Here is a 23,290-nt window from a genome sequence, read left to right as displayed (position 1 = left end):
AGTTCATCCCTGGGTCTTCTGGATAGCTTCGCGAAGCACCTGGCGGTCGTCGAAGGGACGTACCACCCCGGCGATGTCCTGGCCCTGCTCGTGGCCCTTGCCCGCGACGAGCACGGTGTCCCCGGGCCGCGCGCGGGCGACGGCGGCTGCGATGGCGGCGGCACGGTCCTCGAACAGGACGACCTCGCCACGCTCGTGTGCTGGTACGGACGCCGCGCCCTGGAGCATGGTTGCGAGGATCGCCAGCGGGTCCTCGGAGCGCGGGTTGTCGGAGGTCAGTACGACAGTGTCGGCGAGCCGCGCGGCGGCGGCGCCCATCGGGGCGCGCTTGGTGCGGTCGCGGTCCCCGCCGCAGCCCAGGACGATGTGCAGCCGGCCCTCGGTGACCTCGCGCAGGGCGCGCAGCACCGATTCGACGGCGTCCGTCTTGTGGGCGTAGTCGACGACCGCGAGGTACGGCTGACCGGCGTCGACCCGCTCCAGGCGGCCCGGCACGCCCGGCACGGCGGCGACCCCGTCGGCGGCGGTCTGCGGGTCGAGACCGGCGGCGGCGAGGGCGACGATCGCGGCGAGGGTGTTCGCCACGTTGAAGGCCCCCGGCAGCGGCGCTCTCGCGGTGATCCGCTCGCCCTTGGGGCCCACCACCGTGAACGACGAGTCCATGGGGCCGATCCGGACGTCCTCGGCGCGCCAGTCGGCGTCGGGGCGGCCCTCGGCGGAGTACGTGACGACGGGTACCGTCGCCTCGCCGGCCAGCCTGCGGCCGTACTCGTCGTCGGCGTTGATCACGCCCGTCCGGCTGCGCCGCGGCGTGAAGAGCTGTGCCTTGGCCCCGTAGTAGTCCTCCATCCCGGAGTGGAACTCCATGTGTTCCGGGCTGAGGTTGGTGAAGACGCCGATGTCGAAGACGCAGCCGTCGACCCGGCCGAGCACCAGGGCGTGGCTGGAGACCTCCATGGCGACCGCGTCGACGCCGCGCTCCCGCATGACGGCGAACAGGGCCTGGAGATCGGTGGCCTCGGGGGTGGTGCGCTCGGACTTGATGCGCTCGTCGCCGATGCGCATCTCGACGGTGCCGACGAGGCCCGTACGGTGCACGGTCCTGAGGCCGCCCTCGACGAGGTAGGCGGTGGTGGTCTTGCCGGAGGTGCCGGTGATGCCGATCTGGAGGAGATCGCTGCCCGGGCGGCCGTAGATGGTGGCCGCGAGTTCGCCCATGCGGCCTCGCGGGTCCTCGACGGTCAGCACCGGCAGTCCGGTGGCGGCGGCGCGTTCGGCGCCGCCCGGGTCGGTCAGCACGGCGACGGCGCCGAGACCTGCGGCCTGGGCGGCGAAGTCGGCGCCGTGCATCCGGGCACCCGGCAGGGCGGCGTACAGATCGCCGGGGCGTACGGCGCGTGAGTCATGGGTGATGCCCGTGACCTCGGCGGGGGTGTCCGGCGCGGCGGTCCCCAGCTGATCGGCGAGCTCCGCGAGGGGTGTCGCGGAGACCTGAACCGGTCGTGGCGGTCCCGGGTAGGTCACGGAAACGCCCTTCTGGGTGGTTTGAAACTGATCAGCTTGTGGCACGGCGGTGAGCGTACCGGGCGTACCCGCCTGCGGGCGAAGCGGAGGCGGGGGCGGGGTGGGGTTCCCGGGGTCGGGAGTGATCATGGTCACGGGCGTTCCTGGCTGGTTGCGCTGATCAGTGACGATTTCTGGACGGTTTCGGGATCGGTTTCAGGATCGGTTTCAGGAATGGTTCGGGAGCGGATTCGGGAGCGGATTCGGGCCTTGGGTCAAGGGGTGTAGGAAACGGGCAGGTTGGCGGCCTTCGCGCCGGTGGGCGCGACCTGGAGGGTCTTCAGCGCGAACTCCATCACCTGCTTGAAGACGGGGCCGCAGATCTGGCCACCGAAGTAGCTGCCGCTGGTGGCGTTCTGGATGGCGCAGTAGACGGTGACTCGGGGCTTGTCGGAGGGGGCGAAACCGGCGAACGAGGAGGTGTAGCCGTGGTACTTGCCGGTGGCCGGATCCACTCGGTTCGCGGTGCCGGTCTTTCCGGCGACACGGTAGCCGGGGATGCGTGCCTTGGCTCCGGTGCCCTCCTGGTCGTCGACCACGGACTCCAGCATCTTGGCGAGGGTGCGGGCGGTCCTCTCGCTGACCACCCTTGTCTTCGCGGGCTTCGCGGCGGCGGTGAAGCGTCCGTCGGCGCCCTTGGTGCCGCGCACCAGGGTGGGTTCGATGCGGACGCCGCCGCCCGCGACGGTCGAGTAGACGGACGCGGCCTGCACCGCGTTGAGGGACATGCCCTGGCCGAAAGGGATCGTGTACTGCTGCGAGGTCGACCAGGAGCTCGCGGGCGCGAGGATGCCCTTCGTCTCGCCGGGGAAGCCGAGGCCGGTGTAGCTGCCGATGCCGAACTTGCGCAGATACGAGTACAGGACCTTGTTGGCCTGCGGCTGGGTCTTGCCGAGCTGTCCGGTGGCCAGGATGGTGCCGATGTTGCTGGACTTGGCGAGCACGCCGTTGAGGGTCAGGTTCCAGGTCGCGTGGTCGATGTCGTCCTGGAACAGCCGGTCGCCGCGGTGCAGCCGGTTGGGCACGACGACATGGGTGAACGGGGTGGCGGCGTTCTCCTCCAGCACGGCGGCCATCGACATCACCTTGGCGGTGGAGCCGGGCTCGTAGGCGTCCTGGAGGGCCGCGTTGCCCATGGCGGCGGAGTCGGCCTGGGAGAGGTCGTTGGGGTCGAAGCCGGGCGAGTTGGCCATGGCGAGGATCTCGCCGGTGCGGGTGTCCTGGACGACGACATAGCCGCGGTCGGCCTTGGACTTCTCGACCTGCTCGGTGATGGCCTTCTGCGCGGCCCACTGGATGTCGCGGTCGATGGTGAGCTCGACGTCGGAGCCCGCCACCGCGGGGGTCTCGGTGGAGCCCGCGGTGGGCACCTCACGGCCGCCGGACTGGGCGTAGCGGATCTTGCCGTCCTTGCCCGACAGCTGCCCGTTGAGCTGCTGCTCGATACCGCCGCCGCCCTTGCCCTCGGCGTTGACCCAGCCCAGTATCCCGGCGGCGAGATCGCCGTTGGGGTACACGCGCTTGCTGCTGGGGTCGGAGAAGACTCCCGCGAGCACATTCACGGTCGACTTGTCGCTCCCGGCCTTCGTGACGAGCGCGGCCTTCAGATCCTTGATCTGCTTCCACACCTGCGGGGTCTGCCGCCGGGCGAGCAGTACATAACGGGTGTTCTTCGTCCGCAGCTTCTTCGCCACGGCCGACTGCTCCTGCCCGAGGATCGGTGCCAGCAGCGCCGCGGCCTGCTCGGGGCCGTCGTCGATCCCGAGCTGCTTGCGGGTGAACATCGTGGGGTCGGCCGTGATGTCGTCGGCGTCCACGCTGATCGCCAGGGCCACCCCGTCGCGGTCGGTGATCCCGCCGCGCTCGGCGGCCAGGGTGTGCACGACATAGCGGTTCTGCTCGGCCTTGGCGGCGTACGCGCTCGCGTCGACCGCCTGGACCTGGAGCAGCCGTACGACGAACACGAGCAGCACCAGCGCCAGCGCGAGCCCGACCAGCCGCAGCCGGGGCCGCGGACTGCCGAGCCGGATGGCCTGCGGCGCCCGCGGCCGCGGCGGCCCGGGCCGCCGCACCGGCCGCCCCCCGGGCCCGGGCCGCTGCCGCCCGCCGTCCCGGGCCTGCACGGGCGAGGGCACACGCCGCCGGGGCGGCTGCCTGTCGGTCACTTCCGTCACCTGCCGGGGGTCGGGGTTGCGGCGGGGGCGGCCGGGGAGGCCGGATGGTCCAAGGCGACGCGAGCCGCGTCCGGAGCCCCGGTCCGGGAGCACCGGCCGACGACGGCACGGCACGGGGCCGAGGGCGGGGAGGAGGCGGGCGCGTGGTGGCCCGACGGCTGCCTGTCGGTCACTTCCGTCACCTGCCGGGGGTTGTGGCCGGGGCGGCCGTGGGGGTGGGGGTGGTCTGTGTCGGGGACGGGGTGGTGGGCGGGAGGGTGTACTGGCGGAGGGCTTCCGGGGAGAGGACCAGGGGGGCCGTCGAGACCGTGGGGGCGGCGCTGGAGACGCCCTTCACCGTGCCGTCCGGGTTCAGGAAGGCCGGGTCGCCGCCGGGGACCATGCCGAGTTCGCGGGCCCGGCGTTCGAGGGCGTCGGGCGCCGAGTAGGAGTCGATGTCCCGCTGGAGGGCCTGTTCCTCGTCGGTGAGGTTCTTGGTGTCCTTCTGGAGGTCGTCCAGCTTGAACGACCCCGCGCTCATCGCCGAGTTCAGCATCAGCAGCCCGATGAGCCCGCCGCCGAGGAGCAGCACGACGAGCAGGACGAACGGCGTCCGCGCGGCCCGTCCCCGGCCGGCCGGGAAGAGCCGGGCGAGCCGCGCCGCCCGCCCCCTCAGCTCGGGTCCCCTGCTCACACGGCCTCCCGGGGTCCCGGCCCGCCCGCGCCCCGCACGCCCGTCATCGCGCTCACCCCACGGTTTCCCTACTTCACGGCTTCCCTGATGCGCTCGGCCCCGCGCAGCCGGGCCGGGGCCGCGCGCCGGTTCTCGGCGACCTCGTCCTCGGTGGGAAGTTCGGCACCGCGGGTGAGCAGCTTGAGCCGGGGCTGGTAACGCTCGGGCACCACCGGCAGCCCCGGCGGCGCGGTGGAGGCGGCCCCGGCCGCGAACACCTGCTTGACCAGCCGGTCCTCCAGCGAGTGGTACGACAGCACCGCGATCCTCCCGCCGACGGCGAGCACGTCCACGGCGGCCGGGATCGCCCCCTCCAGCACGGAGAGTTCACCGTTGACCTCGATACGCAGCGCCTGGAAAGTGCGCTTGGCCGGGTTGCCGCCGGTGCGCTTGGCGGCCTGCGGAAGGGCGTCCCGGATCAGCTCGACCAGCCGTGCGCTGGTGGTGAACGGGGCCTTCTCCCGTTCCCGCACGATCGCGGACACGATCCGTCTGGCCTGCTTCTCCTCGCCGTACACACGCAGGATCCGCACCAGTTCACCGGGCGGGTAGGTGTTGAGGACCTCGGCGGCGCTGATGCCGGTCGTCTGGTCCATGCGCATGTCCAGCGGAGCGTCCTGCGCGTAGGCGAACCCGCGGCCGGCCTCGTCGAGCTGCATGGACGACACGCCGAGGTCGAACAGCACGCCCTGCACGCGCGCGATGCCGAGGCGTTCCAGCACGGCGGGCAGTTCGTCGTAGACCGCGTGCACCAAGGTGGCTCGCTCGCCGAACGGCGCGAGACGCTCGCCGGACAGCCGCAGCGCCTCCTTGTCCCGGTCGAGCGCCACCAGCCGTGCCTCGGGGAACCGCGTGAGCAGCGCCTCGCTGTGGCCGCCCAGGCCGAGCGTGCAGTCGACGACCACGGCGCCGGGCTCCCCGAGGGCGGGGGCCAACAGGTCCAGGCAGCGCTGGAGCATCACCGGGACATGTCGACTGTTGCTCAAGGGGCCCTCTCAGGTCCGGCGGGCGCCGTACGCACCGCCGGGTCCCCCGGAAGCGTCGGCCGGCCGCGAGCGGAGGAGGCCGAGCCGTACGTACGCACCGCGCACGCGGGTGAACTCCGGAACGTCGCCGGGGTCCCGGGACGTCAGCAGGGGGAAGCCTCGCCTCCCGCTTCGCGTCACTTTAGTCCACGGTGTCGCGCGGTCAATCAACCGGCCTGCGCGTCGTGCGCCCCGTCCCCGGCTCCACGGCGATTCCTCCTGAATCACCCGTACGGCCCTGCCTCGCCCTTCGTGGGGGGTCATGCACAACAAGTAACGATGGCGTTTCTTTGTCCTGCCCTAGCACAAGACCGGGACCCCACATGACCAGTACCGTCATGACTATGACGACTTCCGCATCAGTTCCCACCGGACCCGAAGGCGCCATAACCGCAGGCACCGTGACGGACCGCCTCGTAGAGGCCAATCAGCGCTATTCCGACGCGTTCACCGATCCCGGCATGGACGCCCGTCCCGTCCTCCGGGTGGCCGTGGTCGCCTGTATGGACGCCCGCCTCGACCTGCACGACGCGCTCGGCCTGGCGCTGGGCGACTGCCACACCATCCGCAACGCGGGCGGCGTGGTCACCGACGATGTGATCCGCTCCCTGACCATCAGCCAGCGGGCGCTCGGCACCCGCAGCGTCGTCCTCATCCACCACACCGGCTGCGGTATGCAGTCCCTCACCGAGGAGTTCCGGCACGACCTGGAGATGGAGGTCGGCCAGCGTCCCGCCTGGGCGGTGGAGGCCTTCCGCGACGTCGAACAGGACGTGCGGCAGTCCATGCAGCGGGTGCGCACCTCGCCGTTCCTGCTGCACACCGGCGATGTGCGCGGCTTCGTCTTCGATGTCCACACCGGACTGCTGAGCGAGGTCGACCCGGCCTGACGGGCGGCGCGGCCTGACGGGCGGTGCGGCCTGACGGGCGGTGCGGCCTGACGGGCGGTGCGGCCGGTCCGCACCCTCGGGCGGACCGGCCGGTCAGCCGGCCAGCCGTCAGGCCGGTCCGTACGGACGAGCTGACACATCCGGCCATCTGTACGCCGACGGTCTACGCAAAAGACCGCGAAGACGGACATTCCACGGCCAGTTGTCCACAGTCGAGTGACACGAACCGGTAACGGCAACAAGAATGCGGTTGTGGCGTCACGCGGAATCTTCACGCGTGGTGTCCGTATATCGGGGTGGGCCGTTCCGCATCGCAGAGCGTCGGCCCGGAAAGAACGGGCCGAGGAGGGCCGGGTGACGACCTATGACGATCGAGCGAGCCTCACAGATCTGACCGCCACTGTGGAGCGGGTCCGCAGTTCGGTGGAAGGAGTGATCGAGGGCAAGCCCGAGGTCGTACGGCTTTCACTGACCGTGCTGCTCGCCGAGGGACATCTTCTGATCGAGGACGTCCCCGGCGTCGGCAAGACGATGCTCGCCAAGGCGCTCGCACGGTCCATCGACTGCTCGGTGCGCCGTATCCAGTTCACCCCCGACCTGCTTCCGTCGGACATCACCGGCGTGTCCATCTGGGACCAGCAGCGCCGGGACTTCGAGTTCAAGCCGGGTGCGATCTTCGCGCAGATCGTGATCGGCGACGAGATCAACCGCGCCTCGCCCAAGACCCAGTCCGCGCTGCTGGAGTCGATGGAGGAGCGCCAGGTCACCATCGACGGGCAGACCTACGAACTGCCCAGCCCGTTCATGGTGGTGGCCACCCAGAACCCGGTCGAGATGGAGGGCACGTACCCGCTGCCGGAGGCCCAGCGCGACCGCTTCATGGCCCGGGTCTCGGTCGGCTACCCCAGCGTGGAGGCCGAGCTCCAGATGCTGGACGTGCACGGCGGGGTCTCCCCGCTGGAGGACCTCCAGCCGGTGGCGCACGCGCACGACATCGTGAAGCTGGTCGAGGCGGTGCGCGGCGTGCATGTCGCCGAGGCGGTACGGCGCTACGCGGTGGACGTGGTCGCCGCCACGCGCACCCACCCCGAGCTGAGACTCGGCGCCTCACCGCGCGCGACGCTGCATCTGCTGCGCGCCGCGAAGGCGGCCGCCGCGCTCAGCGGCCGGGAGTACGCACTGCCGGACGACATCCAGGCCCTCGCCGTGGCCGTCCTGGCGCACCGCCTGCTGCCCACCGCCCAGGCCCAGCTCAACCGGCGCACCTCCGAGCAGGTCGTGCAGGAGATCCTTCAGCGCACCCCGGTGCCCGCGGCGCCGCCACAGGCCAGCGGCTTCGGCGGTCTCGGCCGCGGCACACCGGCATACGGCCAGCAGCCGCCGCGGAGGGTGTGATGACCTCCCCGGGGCCGGGCGGCCTGCCGGAGACCGACCGCGGGGAGAAGGGCGGCGTCCGCACGGCCCTGGCCGGTCTGACCACCCGCGGCCGTTCCTTCCTGGCGGCCGGGATCGCCGCGGCGATCTGCTCGTACGTACTGGGGCAGAGCGATCTGCTCCGGGTCGGTCTGCTGCTCGCCCTGCTGCCGCTGATCTGCGCGGGCGTCCTGTACCGCACCCGCTACCGGGTCGCCGCCAGCCGCCGGCTGTCCCCCTCGCGGGTGCCCGCGGCGAGCGAGGCGCGGGTCCATCTGCGGATGGACAACGTCTCGCGGCTGCCCACCGGGCTGCTGATGCTCCAGGACCGGGTGCCGTACGTGCTCGGCCCGCGCCCGCGCTTCGTGCTGGACCGGGTGGAACCCGGCGGGCGCCGCGAAGTGTCCTACCGGGTCCGCTCCGATCTGCGCGGCCGCTATCCGCTGGGCCCGCTCCAGTTGCGGCTGACCGACCCGTTCGGGATGTGCGAGCTGACCCGCTCCTTCTCGACGTACGACACGCTGACCGTGATCCCGCGCGTCGAGCCGCTGGCCCCGATCCGGCTCAGCGGCGAGGCCAGGGGCTACGGCGACGGGCGGCACCGCTCGCTGGCGCTGGCGGGCGAGGACGACGTGATCCCGCGCGGGTACCGCCACGGCGACGATCTGCGCCGGGTGCACTGGCGCTCCACCGCGCGCTACGGCGAGCTGATGGTGCGCCGCGAGGAGCAGCCGCAGCGGGCCCGCTGCACGGTGCTGCTGGACACCCGCGGCATCGCCTTCCGGGGCGCGGGCCCCGACTCGGCCTTCGAGTGGGCCGTCGCGGGCGCGGCATCGGTGCTGGTCCACATGCTCGAACGCGGCTTCTCGGTACGGCTGCTGACGGACACCGGCAGCTCCGTGCCCGGTGAGGGGGCCGACGGCTTCGCGGGCGCCTCACAGGAGTCGGCGGACGCGGCGGGGCTGATGATGGACACCCTCGCGGTGATCGACCACTCCGACGGCAACGGCCTGTCACGCGCCTACGACGTGCTGCGCGGCGGCAACGAGGGGCTGCTGGTGGCCTTCTTCGGCGACCTCGACGAGGAGCAGGCGGCGGTGGCCGCGAAGATGCGCCAGCGCAGCGGGGGCGCGGTGGCGTTCGTGCTGGACGCCGACACCTGGACCCGTGAACCGACCGACGTCCCCGCCCCCGGCGACCACCACGAGGACCACCTCCGTATGCTCCGCGAGGCCGGCTGGACCGCCCTGAGCGTCCCCCGCGGCACCTCCCTGGACGCCCTGTGGCGCCAGGCCGACCGCGACCGCACGGGCCTGACCGGCCCGGCGCCGGCGTCGAACCCGACGGGCGGTCGGGCGAACGGGGTGCGGGCGTGAGGGGGCGGGTGCGGGTGGCACCGCGCGGAGCGAGCAGGGCGAGCGGTGCGAGCGGTGCGACCGGGGCGAGCGGTGCGACTGGCGGCCCCCGGCGACGCCTCGCGGGCGGGGCCGGGGGCGAGCAGGCCCCTACGTCGTTCCGCGCACCGCGCACGCGTGGGGCGTGGCGCTCGGAGACCGGTGGTGCCGGTCACGTCGAGGTCGAGAGGGAGGTGCGGGTATGAGTGGGCAGGCTCGGCTGGCGCTCTGTGCTGCTGCGGCCACGCTGATGACGGCCTGTGCCATGCTGCCGCTGGTCTCCCCCGCGACCTGGCTGGTCCAGGCCGCCTTTCTGCTCGCCGTGCAGTGCGGGGTGGGCGCGGCGGCGCGGCGGGTGCCGCTCGCCCGGCCGCTGACCGTCGCCGCACAGGCCCTGGTCACGCTGTTCCTGCTGACCCTGGTCTTCGCCCGGGAGTACGCCCTCGTCGGGCTGCTCCCCGGCCCCGAGGCCTTCCGGCACTTCGCCGAGCTGTTCCGGGCAGGCACGACCGATGTGAGCCAGTACGCCATCCCGGCACCGCTGTCGGAGGGCATCCGGCTGATGCTGGTCGGCGGTGTCCTGCTGATCGGTCTCGCGGTGGACACCCTCGCGGTGACGTTCCGCAGCGCGGCCCCGGCGGGTCTGCCACTGCTCGCGCTGTACTCGGTCGCGGCGGGGCTGTCCGGCGGCAGCGCGGACTGGCTCTGGTTCCTGGTTGCGGCCGCCGGCTATCTGATGCTGCTGCTCGCCGAGGGCCGTGACCGGCTCTCGCAGTGGGGCCGGGTCTTCGGCGGGGCGGCGCGTGCGCCCGGGGAGCCGTCCGCGGGGGCGGTGGCGCCGGTGCGCACCGGCCGCCGTATCGGGGCGGTAGCGCTGGGTCTGGCCCTGGTGGTGCCGGCGGCGCTGCCCGCGATGCACGGCGGTCTGCTGGACGGCGCCGGGACCGGCCTCGGCGCGGGCACCGGCAACGGCGGCACGATCTCGGCGGTCAACCCGCTGGTGTCGCTGCGCGACAGCCTGAACGTGAACGAGGACCGCACGGTCCTGAGCCTCCGCACCAACAGCAACGACACCTCCGACCTGTATCTGCGGATCGTCTCGCTGGACGACTTCGACGGCACCACCTGGAAGCCGTCCCAACGGCACATCACATCCGTGCCGAAGTCGTTCCCCACACCGCTCGGCCTGCGCGGCGAGGTCAAGCGCGCACAGATCACCACGAGCGTGATGGCGGCGGAGTGGTACGCGCAGGACTGGCTGCCGATGCCGTATCCGCCGAGCGCGGTCAAGATCGGGGGCAGCTGGCGGTACGAGCCGGTCGGCATGACCCTCGTCGGCGACCACGGCCAGAACACGCGCGGGGTGTCGTACACGGTCACCAGCCTGAGTGTGCAGCCGACCGCGGAGCAACTGGCGGCGGCGCCGGAGCCGTCGGGGGCGCTGAAGCGCGAGTACACGAAGGTTCCGGACTCGCTGCCGGCCGTGGTGGAGAAGACCGCCCGGCACATCACCGAGGGCGCGAGCAGCCACTACGAGGAGGCGGTGAAGCTCCAGGACTGGTTCGCGGTGACGGGGGGCTTCCGGTACGACACCTCGGTCAAGGTCGGCTCCGGCCAGGACGCGATAGCCAACTTCCTGCGGGACAAGCAGGGCTTCTGCGTCCACTTCTCGTTCGCGATGGCGGCGATGGCCCGCACCCTGGGCATCCCGGCGAGGGTCGCCGTGGGCTTCGCACCGGGCTCGCCGCAGGCGGACGGCACGGTGTCGGTGGGCCTGAAGGACGCGCACGCGTGGCCCGAGCTGTACTTCGAGGGCGTCGGCTGGACCCGCTTCGAGCCGACCCCCAGCCGGGGCACGGTGCCGTCGTACACCCAGTCCACGGCGCCCGGCAGCAGCGTTCCGGACCCCGGGCTGCCGTCCCGTGCGACGAACCCGACGGCCTCCGCGGCGCCCTCGGCGAGCGAGAGCTGCACCGCGCAGCTCCGCAAGCTGGATGCCTGCCCGAGCGAGTCGGCCCAGCTCGCGCCGGTCAAGAACGACGACGGCCCGAGGTGGTGGCTGAGGGCGCTGGTCGCGCTCGGCATCCTCGTCGGGCTCGCGATCCCGTTGTCGCCGATGCTGTGGCGGCTGCGGGTGCGGGCGGTACGGCTCGGCGGGCACGGCCGTACGGAGGCGGACGGGGCGCGGTACACGCTGGCGGTCTGGCAGGAGTTGACGGACACCGCGTGGGACTTCGGGATCCTCCCGGACGAGTCGCAGACACCGCGCGGTGCCGCCGCCCGGATCGTCCGGCTGGGGCATCTGGAGCCGGTCGCCGCGGCAGCCGTGCACCGGGTCGCGGACGCGGTGGAGCAGGTGCTGTACGCACCCCGGCCGCGCCCGGTGGCGGGCCTCACGGACGAGACGCGCCGGGTGATCACGGGGCTGCGGACCACCGCCGGCCGCGGCACACGGCTGCGGGCGCTGTTCCTGCCGCGGTCGGCCGCCCAGGTGGTGTGGGCGGCCTCCGCCTGGTGGACTGCGCTGCCGGGCCGGGCACGGGCCACCCGTCCGATGGCGAGGCTGCGCAGGCCGTCGGGGCAGCAGGGCTGAGACCGAGGTCAGGCGCTGCCACGGGGCATGTGTGAGGGGCGGTCACCCGGTGGGTGACCGCCCCTCACACATGTCCTCGGCGGCTGTCCGTCTCCCGGCCCCGGCTGCCGTCCGTCCGCTGTCTACTGGTGGCCCTGCTCGTCACGGCGGCGCTGCCAGCGCTGCTCGATCCGGTCCATCATGGAGCGCTTCTGCTTCGGCTTCTGCTTGGGCTGACGGCGGGTGTGCGCAGTGGCACCCGCGGGCTGCTCGCCCGGCTTGGGGGCCTTGCGCCAGCCCGTGACGGCGAGCACGGCGCAGCCGAGCATCACGAGGAAGCCCACCACGCTGACCCAGATCTGCTGCGCGACCACACCGGCCATGAGGAGCGCGATACCTACGAGGAAGCCAGCGACCGCCTGGTAGACCCGCCGCCGGGTGTACGTACGCAGCCCGCTTCCCTCGAGCGCCGACGCGAACTTGGGATCTTCGGCGTACAGCGCTCGCTCCATCTGCTCGAGCATGCGCTGCTCGTGCTCCGAGAGCGGCACGGAGTCCTCCTCATCGTGCAGTCGCCGGGGCGACCCGGGGGGTCCCTTCAGGATAGGCAGGGAATCGCCCCCGTGAAACCCGCCCCTCTACGCCAATTGGCCATTCGGAACCCGCCATGTACGTCGCGGCTCGCTGAGGTTTCCATTCCCCGGCGGCCGACCCGTCATGCCGGGTGGTCCACCTCGATCATACGGCCCGGGTCGCCCGTACGGGGGGTCTGTGGCGCACTCCATCCACCGACAAGGCGCTGATCAGGGGCCGCGCCCCGGGAGCCCGCTCAGGCCCCGTGGGCCCCCTGGGTCTCACCCAGCACATGAAGCTGTGTGGCCACGGAATGGAACGCGGGCAACTCGGCCGCCGCCTCCTCGAGCTGGAGCAGGGCCTCCAGGGCGCCCGGTTCGGTGTCCACGAGGACCCCGGGGACCAGGTCGGCGAAGATCCGCACGCCGTGCACGGCGGCGACCGTGAGGCCCGCGTCCTCGACGAGCGCGGTGAGCTGCTCGGCGGTGAAACGCCGGGGCACGGGGTCACCGGCGCCCCAGCGGCCGTCGGGGTCGGCGAGGGCCTGGCGGGCCTCCGTGAAGTGACCGGCGAGGGCGCGGGCGAGCACGGCGCCGCCGAGTCCGGCGGCGAGCACGCTGAGCACGCCCTCGGGGCGCAGGGCGTCCACCGCGTTGCGCAGGCCCTCGGCGGGGTCGTCCACATACTCCAGGACGCCGTGGCACAGCACGACGTCCTGGCCGCCTCGCTCGACGACGTCGAACAGCCCGTGGGCGTCGCCCTGGACGCCGCGGACCCGGTCGGCGACCCCGGCCTCGGCGGCTCGGCGCTCCAGCGCGAACAGGGCGTTGGGGCTGGGGTCGACGACGGTGACACGGTGGCCGAGGCGGGCGACGGGCACGGCGAAGTTGCCGCTGCCGCCGCCTGCGTCGAGGACGTCCAGGGACTCCCGTCCGGTGGCCTTCACCCGGCGTTCGAGGGCGTCCTGGAGGACCTCCCAGACCACGGCGGTACGGAGGGAGGCGCGGGGCCGCGAGGGGTCGGAGCGCAGCGACGTCGTGGGAGGGCGGTGGTCCGACACGGCAGTTGACTCCTCGGCGCGGCACCGCCACCTGCCCGGCGGCGCGAACGGGGCGCCTCCCCGCCCCGCCTGCACGGGAAGGGAGGCCATAGGCACCGTCCACCCTATTGCCTCCGCCCCCTCCCTGGTCACCGCGACGACAAGCGCCGCAGGGCGTCTCGCAGGGCGGACGGCAGCCGGACGACAGACGGGCGGCAGACAGAGGGCAGGCGGTCCGCGGGAGTGGCCCGGCAGGCTCAGCCCGCGTCCGGGTAGTCGTCGTCGCTCCGGCCCGGGCGCTGTGCCCCGGCGGTGGTGCCGGTGTCGGTGTCGGTGTCCTGGCGGGGCTGGGGAAGGACCGGCTGGAGGACCAGCATGCGTTCCACGAGGCGGATGAACATCGCCACGTCCCGTATCAAGTCGTCGGCGTCACGGCGGCCGGCCGCGCCCCGGATGCCCGCCTCGGCCAGAGCGCGGCGGCGGGCGCCGGAGGCGAACAGGGCGCTCCATTCGGTGAGTTCGGGGGCTATCTCGGGGAGCACCTCCCAGGCGCTCCGGATCCGCGCCCGGCGGCGCGGTGTCGTCTCCGGGCGGCCCCGTGCGGCCAGTACGGCCGCGGCGGTCCGGAGGGCGGCGAGGTGGGCGGTGGCGTAGCGCTCGTTGGGTGTCTCGAAGGCGTCGGCCTCGTCGAGCGCCGCGCGGGCCTGGGCGAGCAGGTCGAGGGCGGCGGGCGGGGCCGTTGCCCTGCGCAGTACGGGGTGGACGTCGCTCGCCGGGCCGGTCAGTGAGGGGGCAGGGCCGGTGGCGCGGCGCCGGTGGGCGGCAGCTGCGGGATGGCTGGCCATGACGAACCTCCTGTCGTCTGGGTCACGGCACGCCCTGACACGTGGTGCCGTATGTGCCCATCGTGAGGTATGCCACTGACAATCCGTTCTGACCTGCGGTTTTGCTTCGAGCGCGAGTTCGGGTTAGTTTTTGCACTGACCAGTCAGTTCAAAACTCTCGGGGCCCCGGGAGGCGCTGGTCCAGCGCGCCGTCGGCCGGACCGACGCAGCAGCGCTCAGAGATCCAGAGGTACTGGCAAGACCAGAGGTACTGGGACAAGGGGATGGGTCATGCGGGGTAGTGAAGGCGGCGGACTGGCCGTCACAGCCCGTGGGTACGGGCTCAAGGGCCCCCGCGGCTTTGCGTTCCGCGGGATCTCCGTGGACGCGGAGCCCGGTTCGCTCATCGCGATCGAGGGGCCGTCGGGTACGGGCCGCACATGTCTGCTGCTCTCCCTGACGGGCCGTATGAAGGCCACAGAGGGATCCGCGACCGTGGGCGGGTTCCGGCTGCCGAAGCAACTGGCGGCGGTGCGCAGGGTGAGCGCGCTGGCACATGTCGCCGGAGTCACCGAGCTCGACCCGGCGCTCACGGTCGGCGAGCATCTGCGGGAACGGGCGCTGCTCCAGCGGCAGTTCTGGGACTCGCTGCGCGGGCTGGTGCGGCCCGGCAAGGAGCGGCGGCGGGAAGCGCGGCAGCGCATCGACACCGCCCTCGCGGCGGCAGGACTCGACCGGGAGGCGCTGCCCAAGGGCAACCGCACCGTCGTACGCGATCTGGAACGCCTCGAGGCCCTGCGGCTGTCCATCGCCGTGGCGCTCATCGGCCGGCCCAAGCTGCTGGGCGTGGACGACACGGACCTCAAGCTCTCCGACGCCGAGCGGGCCGAGGTGTGGAAGCTGCTGAGGTCGATCGCCGAGAGCGGGACGACCGTCGTCGCGGTGTGCAGCACGGCACCGGAGGGCGCCGTGGTCGTCCCCACCCGTGATCCCGGCGGCGGCACACCCGGCGACAGCGACATACCGGAGACGGTCGGGCGCGACACCACCGGCGCACCGGCGGCCCGGGACACGGCCGAGGCCGAGGCCGACGCCTCCGGCGCCGTCGATCTCCGCAAGGTCGTCAGTCTCCGCAAGGCCCTCACCACCCAGGCCCGCACCGGCACCCTCGCCGCTTCCTCCGACGATCCCGACTCCACCGACGACACCGACGACACCACGGACACCGTGACCGACACAGCGAAGGGATCGGCCGATGCGTTTGCCGAAATTGGCCGCGCTTGAGCTGCTGCGCTTCGGCCGCGGGAAGCTGCCGCGGGTGGCGCTGGTCGCCATCATGGTGCTGCCGCTGCTCTACGGCGCCCTGTACCTGTGGTCCTTCTGGGACCCGTACGGCCGTCTCGACCGCATCCCCGTCGCCCTGGTGAACGCCGACAAGGGCGCCACCGCGGACGGCAAGAAGATCCACGCGGGCGACGACATCACCAAGAAGCTGCTGGACAGCGAGACCTTCGAGTGGCACCAGGTGAGCGCCGCGGACGCGCGCAAGGGTGTCGAGAAGGGCACCTACTATCTGTCGCTGAGCATGCCGGCCGATTTCAGCAAGCGCATCGCGTCGAACTCCGGCGACTCACCGGAGACGAGCGCGCTCCAGGTGCGCACCAACGACGCGAACAACTACATCATCGGCTCGATCTCCCGGTCGGTCTTCAGCGAGGTGCGCACGGCCGCGTCCACGAAGACGTCCCGCGGGTTCCTGGGCCGGATCTTCATCTCCTTCTCCAGCATCCACGACCAGACCGTCAAGGCCGCCAACGGCGCCGACAAGCTGGAGGGCGGCATCGGGAAGGCCGAGCAGGGTTCCAAGGACCTCGCCGCGGGCCTGACGACCGCCAAGAGCGGCAGCTCCAAGCTGGCCGGAGGGCTGAAGAAGCTCACTTCCGGCGCCGGTGACCTGGAGGACGGCTCCCAGCAGGTCGCGGACGGCACCCAGACGCTCGCCGACAAGGTCAACGGGGTCGCGTCCAAGGTCGGACCGTTCCTGAAGGACAACGAGAAGACCATCGGCGACACCGCCCAGCTGGTCGCCGACTCCGCCAAGATCATCCGGAAGAACCTGGACACCCTGGTCGAGACCGCCCCGATCGCCGCCAAGGGCGCCCACGCCGCCGTCGACGGGCTCGACAAGATCTACCAGGCGCGCTGCGTGACGGCGACGCTCCCGGACGACGCCTGCGCCGATCTGAAGAAGGCCGAGCAGGCCGCCACCGACGTGGCCACGATCGCCGACGACCTCAACACCCTGATCGCCGACCAGCGCGGCGACATGAAGAAGCTCGACACCGACCTGGCCACGCTCCAGAAGCAGGCCCAGGCGCTCGCCGACCGCGCCCCGTATCTGTCCTCGGACCTCGACGACGCCGTCAAGAAGATCAACAAGCTGAACGACGGCGCCGCGAAGGTCGCCGCGGGCGCGAAGACGCTGCACTCCGGCCTCGGCACCGCCCACACCGGGGCGAGCACCCTCGACAAGGGCGTCGGCAAGCTGGAGGCGGGCGCGGACACCCTCTCCGGGGGCATGTACAAGCTGGTCGACGGATCCTCCACGCTCGCGGGCGGCCTGCACGACGGCGCCTCCCAGATCCCCGACTACGACAAGAGCGACCGCGATCTGCGCAGCACCGTCATGTCGGACCCGGTGCAGCTCGCCAGCAAGGACATCCACGCGGCGTCCAACTACGGCACCGGTTTCGCCCCGTTCTTCATCCCGCTGTCCCTGTGGGTCGGCGCGATGGTGTCGTACATGCTGATCCCGCCGATGAACCGGCGCGCGCTCGCCGCGGGCGCGTCCGCACGGCGGATCGCGCTGGCGGGCTGGCTGCCCGTGGCGGTGGTCGGGGTGATCCAGATGCTCGCGCTGATGACGGTGCTGCACTTCGCGATCGGCCTCCAGATGGCGCGGACGGCGGGGACGGTCGCCTTCCTGGCGCTGACGGCGATCTCCTTCGCGGCGCTCGTGCAGTGGCTCAACGCGCTCTTCGGCGTGGCCGGCCGGGTCTTCGTCCTGGCCCTGCTGATGCTCCAGCTGACGGCCGCGGGCGGCACCTACCCCATCGAGACCAGCCCCGGCTTCTTCACCGCGATCCACCCGTTCCTGCCGATGACCTACGTCATCGAGGCGCTGCGCCGGCTGATCTCGGGTGGCGGTCTCCAGCCGGTGTGGCACGCGTGCGCGGTGCTGACCGCCTTCATGGTCTGCTCCCTGGCTCTGACGGCCTTCTCGGCCCGCCGCCAGCAGGTGTGGACGGTGCGCCGTCTGCACCCGGAGCTGACCCTGTGACCGGCCGGTGGGGGGCGGCGGCCGGGGCCACGGCCGCCCCTCACCGGCCCTGCCTCCCCTTCACCGCCCATCGAAGACTTCCACCCACGCGGAAGGAGCCGTTCCTGTGAGAATCGGGGCCATGGAAAGCAGCAGCGCCAGGACCGGGGGCACCACGCGCCGCGAGGCCACCCGGCAGAAGCTCTACGAGGCGGCGGTCACCCTCATCGCCGAGCAGGGCTTCTCCGCGACCACCGTGGACGAGATCGCCGAGCGGGCCGGGGTCGCGAAGGGCACGGTGTACTACAACTTCGCGAGCAAGTCGGTCCTCTTCGAGGAACTGCTGCGGCACGGCGTGGGCCTGCTCGCCGCGGCACTGCGGGAAGCCGCCGAGCGGAGCGCGCGCGAGGGCGGCAGCCGGGTGGACGCCCTGGACGCGATGATCCGCGCGGGACTCGGCTTCATCGCCGGCTCTCCGTCGTTCACGCAGCTCTACGTCGCCGAGCTGTGGCGTACCAACCGGGCCTGGCAGTCCACGCTCATGGTGGTGCGCCAGCAGGTCATCGCGGCCATCGAGGACGTCCTGCGCGAGGGCATCGCGAACGGCGAGCTCAGCGAGGAGATCGACGTCCCGCTGACCGCGGCCGCGCTGGCCGGCATGGTGCTGGTGGCCGCCCTGGACTGGCAGGCGTTCCAGCCCGAGCGGACCCTGGACGACGTCCACGCGTCCCTGTCCCGGCTGCTCCAGGGGCGGGTCGGCGGCAGGCGTATGCCGTAGCGTGCTGCTGCCGCCGTCGCCATTGACGGTGGCCGCAGCACGAAGGCGCCGGTTCTGCGGCCACCGCGGTTTCCCGCGGGCCGCCGCAGAACCGGCGCCTTTTCGTACCCCCGTATCCCCCGTGCGTCCCCCGTACGGCTTCCCCCGTGCTCCCCCGTACTTTCTCCTTCGGAACCCCGGGGTGGTCGGCCCCGGGTCTCCCCCGTGTCTCGCTTCCGCCGACGAGTCGGCGGAAGGAGCGGATCAAGGGCGCGACGCCGTTCCGCCGCCCCGTGTCGGCGGTCCCGGAGCCGCGCCCCCTCCGTGCCTCCACTCTCTCGTTCCCGCAGGTCAAAACCCATCCGCGCGCGTACTCATCTCTGCACCTGAGTACGCGTACTCAGTCCCCCGCGCTCAGCCCCACGACGGGCTGTCAGTAGTGCCCGATACAGTCGCAGACATGGGACGGATCGCGGTGATCGGCGCCGGGATGGGCGCGATGGCGGCCGCCGCCCGGCTGGCCGTCGCGGGCCACCGGGTGGTGGTGTACGAGCGCACGGAGACGTACGGCGGCGCACTGCGCCGGCTGGAGCGGGACGGCTTCGCGTTCGACACCGGCCCCGGGCTGCTCACCCTGCCCGCCGTCTACCGCGACCTGTTCGTCAAGACCGGCAAGCAGCCGCTGGAGGAGTGCGTCGAGCTGGTCCAGGTGGACCCGGCGTCGCGGCATCTGTTCGCGGACGGTACGTCGGTGTCGTTGCCGAACGCCTCGCGCGCGGGCGTGGTCGCCGCCCTGGACGAGGCGCTGGGGGCGGGCGCGGCCAGGCGCTGGGGGGACTTCCTGGTGCGGGCGCGCGAGGCATGGGACCGCACCCGCAGACCGCTTCTGGAGGAGCCCCTGTGGCCCGACTGGCGGGTGCTCACCGAGCGTGAGCCCTACCCGGCGGTGCCGCACAAGCGGCTGCTGCGCACCCGGCGTGCCGTCACCCTCACCGAGATCGGCGCCTGGGAGCTGCGCGACCCGCGCCTCGCGGCCCTGCTGGACGGCTGTGCGCTCGCGTACGGCGTCGACCCCGGCAGCGCCCCGGCGAGCGCGGCCGTGCTGCCCTACATGGAGCACGCCTTCGGTGTCTGGTATGTGCGCGGTGGCATACGGGAGTTGGCGCGCGCGGTGTACGAGCGATGCGTGGCGCGGAAGGTGGAGTTCGTCTTCGGAGCCGAGGTGACGGGGGTGCTGGAGAAGGACGGCCGGGCGGCCGGGGTCGAGTGGGGCGACGGGACCGTGGCCGAGGCCGACCTGGTCGTGGGCGGCGGGCCGTGGCGGTTGCGGAGACTGCTGCCGGGGCGTGAGCTGTACGGCGCCGAGGACGTGCCGCCCCGGGCGGAGGGGCTGCGTCCGGGCCGGGTGGTGGTGTGTCTGGCGCTGCGCGGCGCGCGGGAGCCGGGCGCCGCGCACCGCACGGTGGTGCACTCTCCGGACGCGGCGGCCGAACTGGACCTGTTCGGGCGGGAGTCGGTGCCCGAGCAACCCACGGTGCGGATCGACCGCCCGGACGATCCGGCGCTGCGCCCCGACGCGGGGCACGAGTCCGTGGTGCTGACGGCGACGGTCCCGTCGGGGAGGGGCTACGACTGGGAGGCGCCGGGCGCGGCGGACGCGTTCGCCGACCGGATGACCGCCGCCGCGGAGCGGGCGGTGCCGGGGCTGCGGGAGCGGATGCTGTGGCGTGAGGTGCGCACTCCGCTGCACACCGAACGGGAGACGGGCGCGGAGGGCGGTGCGGTGCCGCCGCCCGCGCTGGCCGGTCCCGCGGGGGTGCTGCATCCGGCTACGAGTACGTCGATACCCGGGCTGTTCTCGGCCGGCGGCTGGTCGCACCCCGGCGGCGGCCTGGCGCACGCGGGGATGTCGGGTGCGCTGGTGGCGGGACTCGTGGTGGAGGGGCCGGGGTTCCGCGGCTCGCAGTGAAACGCGGGAGGCCGGAAAGGGGAAGGGGGAGGCGGGTCAGAAGCGGTACTGCTGGTCGTCGTAGCCGCCGGCCTGCTGCTGGCCGCCGGTCTGCTGGCCGTCGCCGGTCTGCTGGTAGGGGTACGGCTGCTCGGGCGGGAGGGCGCCGCCGTAGGTCTCGTCGTTGCGCTGCTGCGGGACCCAGACCCCGCCGGCCGGGGTCTCGGCGTAACCGCCGGTGCCGTACTGGTCCTGGCCGTAGCCCTGCTGCTGGCCGTACTGCTGCTGGCCGTAGGCGTCGTAGGAGGTGCCGTCGGCTCCGTACGCCTGGCCGCCGCCGGTGCCGTAGGGGTCGGAGTAACCGGCGTACTGCTGCAGGCCGCTCGCGTCGTAGCCGTACTGCTGCTGGCCGTAACCGGAGTAGTCGTAGCCGTAGTTCTGACCGGTGCCCTGGGCCGCAGCGGCATAGTCCTGGTCCTGGGAGGGGGACTGCTGCTGGGACTGGTCCCCGCCCGGGTAGCCGGGGGTGCCGGGGTCGCCGTACACGCCGTAGTTGCTGGTGTCGTCCGGCATGGGCTGCGGCTCGTAGACCGTGGTCGTCTCGGCGGCCGTGGGGGCGTCGGGGCGGCCGGAGGCGAACACGTCGTCGCGCTCGTCAGCCTGGTCGTCGTCCTGGCCGTACGTCAGGTCGTCGCGGCGGTAGGCGGCGGCCTCCTCGCCGTAGCCGCCCTCCTCCGGCTCCAGCTCGGAGACCTCGAGGACCGCCTCCTGGCGGTCGCCCTTGCCGCGGCGGCGCTTCTTGCCGCCGCCCGGACCGGCGACCGGACCTCCGGGGGCACCCGGGTGCTCCTCGTCGTCCTCGGGCCGCTTGACCGCCCAGCCCGCGACGAAGCCGCGGCGGAACGACAGGGTGACATAGGTCTGCCCGACCGCGAACGCGGCGGCGCCGATCCCGATCACGACGACGGAGGGGATCAGCACACCGAGCACCACGCCGACGAACCCGGCGAAGGCGAGCAGCCGCCAGCGCAGCCGCGCCTTGTACTGCAGCAGCACCTCGCCGAGCAGCCACAGCGCGACGATGCCGAACGCGATGTAGAGGACCGTCCAGCCCATGTACGCCCCTCTCCCAGTGGCCGCTACGCAGTGTGGCGTACGCCCGTGCGGCCGGTCCAGGCCTGCGGCGGGTGGTGCAGACCCAGGTTCTCGTAGATTTCCAGCGTCGCCGTGGAGTTGTTCAGCGTGATGAAGTGCAGTCCGGGCACTCCCTCGGCCAGCAGCCGCGCGCAGAACTCTGTGGCGAACTCGATACCGATGGAGCGTACAGCGGCGGGATCGTCCTTCGCTGTGAGGATCCGCTCCCGCAGGTCCGCCGGGAACGCCGCATTGCTCAGCTGGGACAGCCGCTCCAGCATCTTGATGCTGGTCACAGGCAGGATCTCGGGAATCACCGGCGTCATGCAACCGGCGGCGTCGACTTGCTCACGCAGGCGCAGATAGGACTCCGGCGCGAAGAACATCTGCGTGATCGCGTAGTCGGCGCCCGCCCGGCATTTGTCGACGAAGTGCCGGATGTCGGTCTCCTGGTCCGAAGAACGCGGATGCATCTCCGGGAAGGCGGCGACACCGACGCAGAAGTCGCCCGACTCCTTGATGAGCCGGACGAGTTCGGCCGCGTAGGTCAGCCCCTCGGGGTGCGGCACCCAGTCGCCCATGGGGTCGCCGGGCGGGTCGCCGCGCACCGCGAGCATGTTGCGGATCCCTGCGTCGGCGTACTGGCCGATGATGTTGCGCAGTTCGGCGACGGAGTGGTTGACGGCGGTGAGATGGGCGACCGGGGTGAGCGTGGTGTCGGCCACGATCTGCTGGGTCTCCTTGACCGTGGTCGCCCGGGTGGTACCACCGGCACCGTAGGTCACCGAGACGAAGTCGGGCGCCACCGCCTCGACCCTGCGGAGCGCGTTCCACAGGCTCCGCTCGCCCTTGGGGGTCTTCGGCGCGTAGAACTCGAACGAGTACGTCGTCTTGCCTGCGGCGAGCATGTCACGCACGGTGCGCGCGCGATCAGTCCTGGTGGACGAGGTTCCGAGGGCCATACCCGCAGGTTAGCCAGGGACTGCTGGTCACCCAACTACGCACTACCGATATGCCCGTTTTACCCACTTGTTGTCCATCCTTTGGACAGCGAGAGTGGCAGCCGGATCCGCCGGTGGTCGGTGGTCGGTGGCTGGGCGGCTGGCGGCTGGCGGCTGGGGGCTGGCGGCTGGCGGCTGGCGGTGAGGCTCAGACCTCGCCGAGCCGCTTCGCGAACTCCGCCGCGGCCTCGCCCGGGTCGTCCGCCTCCGTGATCGCCCGTACGACGACGACCCGGCGGGCGCCGGCCTCGATCACCTGGTCCAGATTGCCCAGGTCGACACCGCCGATGGCGAACCAGGGGCGGTCGGTGCCGAGGCCCGCCGCGTACCGGACCAGGCAGAGGCCGGGGGCGGGGCGGCCGGGCTTGGTGGGGGTGGGCCAGCAGGGACCCGTGCAGAAGTAGTCCACGCCGTCCTGCACGGCTGCCGCGGCGGCCTCCGCCTCGCTGTGGGTGGAGCGGCCCACCATGACGTCCGGCCCGAGGATCGCACGGGCCGCGGGGACCGGGAGGTCACCCTGGCCCAGATGCAGCACATCGGAGCGGGCGGCGTGGGCGACGTCCGCGCGGTCGTTGACCGCGAGCAGCTTTCCGTGCCGGGCACAGGCGTCGGCGAAGACCTCCAGATGCGCCAGCTCCTCGGCCGCCTCCATGCCCTTGTCGCGCAGTTGCACGATGTCCACGCCACCGGCCAGGGCCGCGTCCAGGAACTCGGGGAGGTCGCCCTGGCGTCTGCGGGCGTCCGTGCAGAGATAGAGGCGGGCGTCGGCGAGCTGTATGCGTGCGGTGCCGGGCATGGGCGGGTCCCCCGTGTCGGGTCGTGTGGGCGCGGGTCGGAGCGGGTCGGAGCGGTGACGTGCGGGCTGGTCCGTACGGGTCGTAGCGGGCGCGGGCTGCCACCCGGCGGCTCGTGCCAGCGGGGACCACGCCGTGCCGACGGCGTACGCGGGTCG

18 protein-coding genes are annotated in these 23,290 nt (G+C 72.5%); 8 read left to right on the top strand and 10 right to left on the bottom strand.

Going from position 1 to position 23,290, the window contains the following annotated elements; genetic code table 11:
- Positions 1-3: 3 nt before the first annotated feature.
- From ACSYGN_RS30620 to rsmH, 4 genes are all read right to left on the bottom strand, one after another.
- Positions 4-1,659: a UDP-N-acetylmuramoyl-L-alanyl-D-glutamate--2,6-diaminopimelate ligase gene (locus ACSYGN_RS30620; RefSeq protein WP_460401295.1), complete on the bottom strand. Its 1,656-nt coding sequence runs from the start codon at positions 1,657-1,659 to the stop codon at positions 4-6.
- Between the two features lie 119 nt (positions 1,660-1,778).
- The gene (locus ACSYGN_RS30615; protein WP_460401293.1) at positions 1,779-3,728 is read right to left on the bottom strand and encodes a peptidoglycan D,D-transpeptidase FtsI family protein; all 1,950 of its coding nucleotides are present in this window, start codon (positions 3,726-3,728) and stop codon (positions 1,779-1,781) included.
- Positions 3,729-3,915: 187 nt separating this feature from the next.
- A complete protein-coding gene (locus ACSYGN_RS30610) occupies positions 3,916-4,410 on the bottom strand; it encodes a septum formation initiator family protein (protein ID WP_460401291.1) in 495 nt (164 codons plus the stop codon).
- Between the two features lie 68 nt (positions 4,411-4,478).
- Positions 4,479-5,435, bottom strand: a complete 957-nt coding sequence (gene rsmH, locus ACSYGN_RS30605; RefSeq protein ID WP_460401290.1) for a 16S rRNA (cytosine(1402)-N(4))-methyltransferase RsmH — start codon at positions 5,433-5,435, stop codon at positions 4,479-4,481.
- Positions 5,436-5,818: 383 nt separating this feature from the next.
- Here rsmH and ACSYGN_RS30600 point away from each other — a divergent pair, with 383 nt between their 5' ends.
- The 4 genes from ACSYGN_RS30600 (at position 5,819) to ACSYGN_RS30585 (ending at position 11,764) form a co-directional block, all read left to right on the top strand.
- Positions 5,819-6,364 (top strand): beta-class carbonic anhydrase, encoded by a 546-nt coding sequence (locus ACSYGN_RS30600; RefSeq protein WP_460401288.1) that lies wholly within the window; start codon positions 5,819-5,821, stop codon positions 6,362-6,364.
- A gap of 354 nt (positions 6,365-6,718) precedes the next feature.
- Positions 6,719-7,759: an AAA family ATPase gene (locus ACSYGN_RS30595; RefSeq protein ID WP_460401286.1), complete on the top strand. Its 1,041-nt coding sequence runs from the start codon at positions 6,719-6,721 to the stop codon at positions 7,757-7,759.
- Entirely contained in the window at positions 7,759-9,153 is a 1,395-nt protein-coding gene (locus ACSYGN_RS30590) for a DUF58 domain-containing protein (RefSeq protein WP_460401284.1), read from the top strand. The genes ACSYGN_RS30595 and ACSYGN_RS30590 overlap by 1 nt, the downstream gene beginning before the upstream one ends.
- Before the next feature lie 220 nt (positions 9,154-9,373).
- Positions 9,374-11,764 carry a transglutaminase family protein gene (locus tag ACSYGN_RS30585; protein ID WP_460401282.1) on the top strand — a complete coding sequence of 797 codons (2,391 nt, stop codon included), beginning with the start codon at positions 9,374-9,376 and terminating at the stop codon, positions 11,762-11,764.
- A 122-nt stretch (positions 11,765-11,886) separates the two neighbouring features.
- On the opposite strand, the gene ACSYGN_RS30580 is transcribed toward ACSYGN_RS30585, so the two are convergent.
- The 3 genes from ACSYGN_RS30580 to ACSYGN_RS30570 form a co-directional block, all read right to left on the bottom strand.
- Positions 11,887-12,294, bottom strand: a complete 408-nt coding sequence (locus ACSYGN_RS30580; RefSeq protein ID WP_460401280.1) for a DUF3040 domain-containing protein — start codon at positions 12,292-12,294, stop codon at positions 11,887-11,889.
- A 278-nt stretch (positions 12,295-12,572) separates the two neighbouring features.
- The gene (locus tag ACSYGN_RS30575; RefSeq protein ID WP_460401278.1) at positions 12,573-13,376 is read right to left on the bottom strand and encodes a methyltransferase; all 804 of its coding nucleotides are present in this window, start codon (positions 13,374-13,376) and stop codon (positions 12,573-12,575) included.
- Between the two features lie 236 nt (positions 13,377-13,612).
- Positions 13,613-14,200: an SAV_6107 family HEPN domain-containing protein gene (locus tag ACSYGN_RS30570; protein WP_460401276.1), complete on the bottom strand. Its 588-nt coding sequence runs from the start codon at positions 14,198-14,200 to the stop codon at positions 13,613-13,615.
- 270 nt (positions 14,201-14,470) lie between these two features.
- Here ACSYGN_RS30570 and ACSYGN_RS30565 point away from each other — a divergent pair, with 270 nt between their 5' ends.
- From ACSYGN_RS30565 to ACSYGN_RS30550, 4 genes are all read left to right on the top strand, one after another.
- Positions 14,471-15,463, top strand: coding sequence for an ATP-binding cassette domain-containing protein (locus ACSYGN_RS30565; RefSeq protein ID WP_460401274.1), 993 nt, complete (start codon positions 14,471-14,473; stop codon positions 15,461-15,463).
- A complete protein-coding gene (locus tag ACSYGN_RS30560; RefSeq protein WP_460401272.1) occupies positions 15,435-17,519 on the top strand; it encodes a YhgE/Pip family protein in 2,085 nt (694 codons plus the stop codon). Before ACSYGN_RS30565 ends, ACSYGN_RS30560 begins: the two co-directional genes overlap by 29 nt.
- 121 nt (positions 17,520-17,640) lie before the next feature.
- Positions 17,641-18,276 (top strand): TetR/AcrR family transcriptional regulator, encoded by a 636-nt coding sequence (locus ACSYGN_RS30555; RefSeq protein ID WP_460401270.1) that lies wholly within the window; start codon positions 17,641-17,643, stop codon positions 18,274-18,276.
- A gap of 439 nt (positions 18,277-18,715) precedes the next feature.
- Entirely contained in the window at positions 18,716-20,224 is a 1,509-nt protein-coding gene (locus tag ACSYGN_RS30550; protein WP_460401268.1) for a phytoene desaturase family protein, read from the top strand.
- A gap of 36 nt (positions 20,225-20,260) precedes the next feature.
- Here ACSYGN_RS30550 and ACSYGN_RS30545 read toward each other — a convergent pair whose 3' ends face one another.
- From ACSYGN_RS30545 to thiE, 3 genes are all read right to left on the bottom strand, one after another.
- Positions 20,261-21,319, bottom strand: coding sequence for an SCO2102 family sporulation regulator (locus ACSYGN_RS30545; protein ID WP_460401266.1), 1,059 nt, complete (start codon positions 21,317-21,319; stop codon positions 20,261-20,263).
- A 23-nt stretch (positions 21,320-21,342) separates the two neighbouring features.
- Positions 21,343-22,299, bottom strand: a complete 957-nt coding sequence (metF, locus tag ACSYGN_RS30540) for a methylenetetrahydrofolate reductase [NAD(P)H] (protein WP_460401264.1) — start codon at positions 22,297-22,299, stop codon at positions 21,343-21,345.
- A gap of 187 nt (positions 22,300-22,486) precedes the next feature.
- Positions 22,487-23,134 carry a thiamine phosphate synthase gene (gene thiE / locus ACSYGN_RS30535; RefSeq protein ID WP_460401262.1) on the bottom strand — a complete coding sequence of 216 codons (648 nt, stop codon included), beginning with the start codon at positions 23,132-23,134 and terminating at the stop codon, positions 22,487-22,489.
- Positions 23,135-23,290 lie beyond the last annotated feature (156 nt).

The organism is Streptomyces sp. YIM S03343 (assembly GCF_054729195.1).
The sequence above is the reverse complement of the archived record's forward strand: the minus strand, read 5'-3'. Positions and strand labels throughout refer to the sequence as shown.